The organism is Mycobacterium sp. pUA109 (assembly GCF_041287095.1).
GTDB lineage: Bacteria > Actinomycetota > Actinomycetes > Mycobacteriales > Mycobacteriaceae > Mycobacterium.
The window spans coordinates 1-7,315 of record NZ_JBGGKS010000008.1 but is presented as its reverse complement, the minus strand read 5'-3'; the positions used below and the strand labels follow the sequence as shown (position 1 = coordinate 7,315).

General features: G+C 63.0%; 4 protein-coding genes. 3 read left to right on the top strand and 1 reads right to left on the bottom strand.

Features of this window, described 5'->3' with window-relative positions:
- Nucleotides 1-18: 18 nt before the first annotated feature.
- On the bottom strand, nt 19-249 hold the full coding sequence (locus ACAG26_RS11080) for an MbtH family protein (RefSeq protein ID WP_071024533.1): 231 nt from the start codon (nt 247-249) through the stop codon (nt 19-21).
- Nucleotides 250-915: 666 nt separating this feature from the next.
- On the opposite strand from ACAG26_RS11080, the gene ACAG26_RS11075 reads away from it, so the two are divergent.
- From ACAG26_RS11075 to ACAG26_RS11065, 3 genes are read left to right on the top strand one after another with little or no spacing between them, the layout of a single operon-like run.
- Nucleotides 916-1,338 carry an MmpS family protein gene (locus tag ACAG26_RS11075; RefSeq protein WP_370482401.1) on the top strand — a complete coding sequence of 141 codons (423 nt, stop codon included), beginning with the start codon at nt 916-918 and terminating at the stop codon, nt 1,336-1,338.
- Nucleotides 1,339-1,349: 11 nt separating this feature from the next.
- Nucleotides 1,350-4,274: an RND family transporter gene (locus tag ACAG26_RS11070; protein ID WP_370482141.1), complete on the top strand. Its 2,925-nt coding sequence runs from the start codon at nt 1,350-1,352 to the stop codon at nt 4,272-4,274.
- 7 nt (nt 4,275-4,281) lie between these two features.
- The gene (locus tag ACAG26_RS11065; RefSeq protein WP_370482139.1) at nt 4,282-7,188 is read left to right on the top strand and encodes an RND family transporter; all 2,907 of its coding nucleotides are present in this window, start codon (nt 4,282-4,284) and stop codon (nt 7,186-7,188) included.
- Nucleotides 7,189-7,315 lie beyond the last annotated feature (127 nt).

The following is a 7,315-nucleotide window of genomic DNA, read 5'->3' as shown; positions in this document are numbered from 1 at the left end:
CCAGCTCCCCCAGACGGTTTACCGATCCGACCTCCGGCCCTCGGCCAGCCTGTCACGCAGACTTTTCGGCCGGATATCTGTCCAGTTCTGTTCGATGTAGTCCAAGCACGCCGCGCGATCCGCTTCGCCATAAACCACCCGCCAACCCGCCGGAACATCGGCAAAGGTCGGCCACAGGCTGTGTTGCTCCTCGTCGTTGACCAAGACGAAAAAGCTGCCACTGTCGTCGTCGAACGGATTGATGCTCAACCGGTCCTCCAGACCACCTAACTAATTGACATGAGTGCAACCGTTCCAGAGCCCAAAAGATACTGGAGCCCAACGAAGTCCGTCCGAGGTTTCGGGAAAGTTTTGCCAAGTGTTTGACCGGGTCGGCGGCGGGGTACCCGGGGCGCGCTCACCGGCCTGGATCCGCCGCCCGCCGGCACGGAACGACCAGGAGATCGCGCAAGCAAAACGGGCCGCCAGTCAAACCTTTCGTCGACCGTTCGGCGACCTCCACAACCTCACCGACGCGCCCCGGTTCAGGCCCAGCGAGCGCACCGCCTCCCCACCGCCGCCGCACCGTGGCCATAACTCCTGTTATCCGCGGTCGCTCCGGAAGGAATCACCCGTGGATAACGCGGATCGGGCGATTTGCGGGTGGATGCAGAACGTCAATACCCGCGTTTACGCACGCCGTATGCATTACGCTCCCCTAACGGGTTGGGAACGAGCCGATATGGAGGCCACCGGCATGGCTTACTCGTTGAGATCTGGTCACGCTCCCCGCGGCGCCGCACGGCTGACCGGCGTCCCCCTCTGCATTCGAACTACCTGCCTCTAGCGTGTCGCGGTCGATGTGTAGTTGCATCGGCAAGCGGCTCACATGGCGGCGGGCAGCAACACGGGTGGAAGGGGTTCACGATTTCCAGAATCCTGAGGCGGCTGTGGATCCCGCTGGTCATCCTGGTGGTAATGGGTGCCGGCGGATTAACGGTATCCCGGCTGCACGGCATCTTCGGCTCTGAGAAGCGCCCCTCCTACGCCGACACCAAAATCAACGACACCAAACCTTTCAATCCCAAGCACTTGACGTACGAGGTCTTCGGTGCGCCGGGGACGGTGGCCGACATCAGCTATTTCGACGTCAACGCGGAGCCGCAGCTTGTGCAGGGCGCACACCTGCCGTGGTCGCTGCAGTTCGAGATCACCAAGGCCGCCACCGTGGGAAACGTCGTCGCGCAGGGCGACAGCGGCAGCATCGGTTGTCGAATCATGGTGGATGACGAAGTCAAAGCCGAACGATCATCGACCGAAGAGAACGCGTTCACCTTCTGCCTCCTGAAAAACGCGTGAGTGGCGAGCGCATGACAGACAAACCCACCAAGCCACCATTCGTGGCCCGGATGATCTACCGATTACCGGTGCTCATCATTGTGGCGTGGCTGGCGATTACCGTGATCGTGACGCTTGGCGTCCCGCCACTCGAACAGATCGAAAAGGAGCACTCGGTATCGCTGACCCCCCAGGATGCGCCGTCGATCAAAGCGATGACGCGCATGGGCCGCGATTTCAAGGAATCGAATTCCGATAGCGTGGCGATGATCGTCTTGGAGGGCCAGCACCCGCTGGGCGACGATGCTCACGAGTACTACGACCGGTTGGTTCGTCAATTGAAAGACGATCCCAAGCATGTGCAGCACGTCCATGACTTCTGGGGGGACCCGCTCACGGCGGGCGCCGCGCAAAGCGCCGACGATAAGGCCACCTACGTTCAGGTAGACCTCACCGGTGAGCTCGGCCAAACGTTGGCGAACGAATCGGTGCAAGCCGTCCGCGATATCGTGCGCCGAACGCCGGCGCCGCCGGGAGTCACCACCTATGTCACCGGGCCGGCAGCACTCGCCGCGGACCTGGGCCACAGCGGCGACAGGACGGTCCTGCTCATCACCGTGGTCAGCGTCGCGGTGATCTTCACCATGCTGTTCCTGGTCTACCGGTCGGTCATCACCGTCGTTCTTCTCTTGCTGATGGTCGCAATCGAATTGCAGGTGGCCCGAGGAATTGTCGCGTTCCTCGGCGCTCACCAGATCGTTGGTCTCACCACCTACGCGGTGAACCTGCTGGTATCGGTCGGGATCGCGGCCGGGACGGATTACGGGATCTTTTTCACCGGGCGGTACCAAGAGGCGCGTCAGGCCGGCGAGGATCGGGCCACCGCGTTCTACACCACCTACCGCGGCACCGCGCGCGTGGTCTTGGCCTCCGGGACGACGATCGCCGGGGCGGTTTTCTGCCTCAGCTTCACCCGCCTGCCGTCCTTCCAGGTCCTGGGCATCCCCTGTGCGGTGGGCATATTCGTCGCCGTCGCGGTCGCGCTGACCCTGGTTCCGGCGGTGCTCGCCCTCGGTGGCCGCGTCGGTCTGTTCGAACCCAAGCGCAAGATCAAGGTTCGTCGGTGGCGGCGGGTCGGCACGGCGATCGCGCGGTGGCCCGCGCCCATTCTCACCGCCGCCCTAGCGGTCGCGCTGATCGGCCTGCTGACCCTGCCCGGATACAAACCCAGCTACAACGACCAGCAGTACATCCCCAAAGATATCCCCGGCAATCTCGGGTTCGCGGCCGCGGCCCGTCATTTTCCCCAGTCGCGGATGATGATGCCCGAGATTCTGTTGGTCGAAGCCGACCACGATATGCGGAATTCGGCGGATCTGCTGGTGTTGAACAAACTCGCCAAGGGCGTGTTTGCGGTTCCCGGCATTTCCAGCGTGCAGTCCATAACCCGGCCGCAGGGCACCCCGATCGAGCACACGTCGATACCGTTTATGCTCAGCATGTCCAACGCCAGCCAGCGGCAGACCTTGCACTTCCAGAAGGACCGGATGAAGGACCTGCTCAAGCAGGCCGACGATCTGGCCGAAACGATCAAGCTCATGCAGCGCATGTATGGCCTGATGCAGCAACTCGCCAACACCACACATCACATGGTCGGCCAGACCCACGAGATGACCGAAATCACCGAAGATTTGCGGGATCACATCTCGGATTTCGAGGATTTCTGGCGCCCCATCCGCAACTACTTCTACTGGGAACAGCACTGCTATGACATTCCCATCTGCTTTTCGCTGAGATCCATCTTCGATTCGATCGACGGGGTGGACCAGATCAGCGGCAAGCTGGATGCCTTGGTCGAAGACCTCGATCAACTCGATCTGCTGATGCCCCAAATGCTGCAGCAGTTTCCGCCGATGATCGCGACCATGCAGCGCACCCGGAGCATGATGTTGACGATGCACAGCACCATGTCGGGGCTGTTCGGGCAGATGGAGGACGCCAACGACGACCCGACGGCCATGGGGAAGGCATTCGACACCGCTAAAAACGATGATTCCTTCTACCTGCCTCCGGACGTGCTCAAGAACGAAGACTTCAAACGCGTCATGAAAGTCTTCCTGTCGCCGGACGGCAAGGCCGCCCGGATGCTGATTTCGCAGCGGGGCGACCCGGCGACGACCGAGGGCATGTCGCGGGTCGGGGCGATCAATACCGCGGCCGAAGAGGCGCTCAAAGGGACGCCGCTGGAAAACGCCAGGATCTACCTCACCGGCAGCGCGGCGATGGTGAAGGACCTGGTCGAGGGCTCCAAATACGACTTGTTGATCGCCGGGGTCGGGGCACTGTGCCTGATTTTCGCGATCATGCTGATCATCACCCGAAGCTTTGTCGCCGCCCTGGTGATCGTGGGCACGGTAGCGCTGTCGCTGGGTGCCTCGTTTGGGTTGTCGGTGCTGGTCTGGCAGTACCTGCTCGGCATCCAAATCCACTGGATGGTGCTGGTGATGTCGGTGATCATCCTGTTGGCGGTGGGGTCCGACTACAACCTGTTGTTGGTGTCCCGGATGAAAGAGGAACTCGGCGCCGGGATCAAGACCGGCCTGATCCGGGCGATGGGCGGCACCGGCAAGGTCGTCACCTCCGCGGGTTTGGTGTTCGCCTTCACCATGATGTCGATGGTGGTCAGCGACCTGCGCGTGATCGGTCAGGTCGGCAGCACGATCGGCTTGGGCCTGCTGTTCGACACCCTGGTGGTGCGGGCGTTCATGACACCGTCGATCGCGGCGCTGCTCGGGCGCTGGTTCTGGTGGCCGCAACGGGTACGCCCCCGCCCGGCCAGCGCCCTGCTGCGCCCGGTGGGGCCTCGGCCGTTGGTGCGTGCCCTGCTGCTGCGCCCCAACGGGGAATACCCGGCCGCCGACGAGACCGCGCCGCGGGCCGGCGGCAAGTCGTTGTAGGGGCGACATGAATCCCCGGCCACCCCCCATCGCGCGGATCATCCGCAAGCTGTCGCTGGTGATCATCCTGGCCTGGGTGGCACTGGTTTTGATTGTGACGCTGGCGATCCCGTCGCTGGAGCGGGTCGCACAAGAGCATTCGGTAGCGCTGAGTCCGCGGGACGCGCCGTCGGTGCGGGCCATGATCCGCATGGGCAAGGACTTCAAGGAATCCGATTCGGATAGCTTCGCGATGATCGTGCTGGAGGGGCAGCAACGGCTCGGCGACGAGGCGCACGCCTACTACGCCGGACTGGTGCGCGACCTTCGCGACGATCCCCGGCATGTCGAGCATGTCCAAGACCTGTGGGGGGATCGACTCACGGCGGCGGGCGTGCAAAGCGACGACGGTAAGGCCGCCTACGTCCAGCTGAATCTGGCCGGCAACCAGGGCACCACGCTGGGCGACGAGTCCGTGGCGGCGGTGCGCAACATCGTCCAGCGCACGCCCCCGCCGCCCGGGGTGAAGGTCTACGTCACCGGCCCGGCACCGCTCAACACCGATATGCAGCACAGCGGGAACAAATCGATCCTGAAGATCACCGCGGTCACCGTGGTGATGATCTTCACGATGCTGCTGCTGGTGTACCGGTCGGTGATCACCGTGGTGCTGCTATTGGTCACGGTCGGGATCGAATTAGCCGCCGCCCGCGGGATCGTCGCGTTTCTGGGCAATGCCAATGTCCTGGTGCTGTCCACGTTCGCCATCAATCTGCTGGTGTCGCTGGGGATCGCGGCCGGAACCGACTACGGGATCTTCTTCTTCGGCCGCTACCAAGAAGCGCGCCAGGCCGGCCAGGACCGCGAAACGGCCTACTACACCACCTACCGCGGGGTCGCCCCGGTGGTCTTGGCCTCCGGGCTGACCATCGCCGGGGCCATCTTTTGCCTCAGCTTCGCCCGGATGCCGTACTTCCAGACCATCGGCATCCCGTGCGCGGTGGGCATGTTCGTGGTGGTCGCGGTTGCGCTGACGTTGGTCCCGGCGGCGCTGGCCATCGGCAGCCGCTTCGGCCTGTTCGACCCCAAGCGCAGGATCCGGGTTCGCCGATGGCGGCGGGTGGGGACGGCGATCGTCCGATGGCCCGGGCCGATTCTGGCGACCTCCTGCGCGGTCGCGCTGGTCGGGCTGCTCACGTTGCCCGGCTATGAGACGAGCTACAACGACCGGCTCTACATACCCCGATATCTGCCCGCCAATGAGGGATATGCGGCCGCCGAGCGCCACTTCTCGCAGGCCCGGATGATGCCCGAGATCCTGATGATCGAGACCGATCATGACATGCGCAATCCGGCCGACTTCCTAGTGCTGAACAAGCTGGCCAAGGGGGTTTTCCGGGTTCCCGGGATTTCCCGGGTGCAGGGCATCACCCGGCCCGAGGGCACCCCGATCGACCACACCTCGATACCGTTTCTGCTCAGCATGCAAAACGCCACCCAAATACAGGACATGCATTTCCAGAAGGAAAACATGAAGCTCATGCTCGAGCAGGCTGACGAGATGGCAGCAACGATCAGCATCATGCAGCGCATGTATGGCGTGATGCAGCAAATCACCAACACCACTCATCGGTCGATCGGCCAGACCCACGAGATGGCGGAAATCACCGAAGAATTGCGGGACCATATTGCGGATTTCGAGGATTTCTGGCGACCGATCCGCAACTATTTTTACTGGGAACCACACTGCTACGACATCCCCATCTGCTTTTCGCTGAGGGCCATCTTCGATTCGATCGACGGTATCGACGTGCTGAGCGACAAGCTGCAGGACGTCGTCAAAGAGCTCGACCACATGGACGTGCTGTTGCCGCAACTGCTCACCCAGTTCCCGCCGATGATCGCGACCATGCGCAGCATGCGCAGCATGACGCTGACCATGCACAGCACCATGTCCGGGATCTTCAACGAGATGGACGACATGAGCGAGGACGCAACCGCCTTGGGTCAGGCGTTCGACGCGGCCAAAAACGACGATTCCTTCTATCTGCCTCCGGAAGTCTTCCAGAACAAGGACTTCCAGCGCGCGATGAATTCCTTCCTGTCCCCCGACGGGAAAGCGGCCCGGCTCATCATCTCGCATCGCGGTGATCCCACCACGATCGCGGGGATCGCGCGGATCGACGGGATAAAAACCGCCGCCGAGGAGGCACTCAAGGGGACACCCCTGCAGGACGCCAGGATCTACGTCGCCGGCACCGCGTCGACCTATAAGGATCTGCGCGACGGCTCCAAATACGACCTGTTGATCGCGGGAGTCGCCTCGCTGTGTCTCATTTTCACCATCATGCTGATCATCACCCGCAGTTTTGTCGCCGCCCTGGTGATCGTGGGCACGGTGGCGCTGTCGCTGGGGGCCTCGTTCGGGCTGTCGGTGCTGATCTGGCAGTACATTTTGGGCATCAAGCTGCATTGGATGGTGCTGTCGATGTCGGTGATCATCCTGTTGGCGGTGGGGTCCGACTACAACCTGCTGCTGGTCTCCCGATTCAAAGAGGAAATCGGGGCGGGCTTGAATACCGGCATCATCCGCGCCATGGGCGGCACCGGTAAGGTCGTCACCTCGGCGGGGCTGGTGTTCGCCTTCACCATGGCCTCGATGGTGGTCAGCGATCTGCGGATCATCGGCCAGGTCGGCACCACGATCGGGCTGGGCCTGATGTTCGACACGTTGATCGTGCGCTCGTTTTTGACCCCCTCGATCGCCGCGCTGCTCGGGCGGTGGTTCTGGTGGCCGCAGCCGGTGCGCCCCCGCCCGGCCAGCGCCCTGCTGCGGACCGAGGGCCCGCGCCCGCTGGTGCGGTCCTTGCTGCTGGGCGAGGACCGCCCCGACGACGACGCCATCACCGCCGAGATCCCGGTCCCGCCCAGCTGAGATTGCGCGCGACGCCGTTGAGATTGCCGTCAGGGCTGCGGATGGGGCCTTGGATTCAAGCGGTGGCTGCAACGAATGTGGACGGGTTTGAGAGTAGTCGCTCGAGTTCTTCGGCGGGTGTTCGCCA

Bases quoted from the DNA above. Each gene is read 5' to 3' on its own strand.
- ACAG26_RS11065 (WP_370482139.1), top strand. From the start codon at position 4,282: ATGAATCCCCGGCCACCCCCCATCGCGCGGATCATCCGCAAGCTGTCG.
- ACAG26_RS11070 (WP_370482141.1), top strand. From the start codon at position 1,350: ATGACAGACAAACCCACCAAGCCACCATTCGTGGCCCGGATGATCTAC.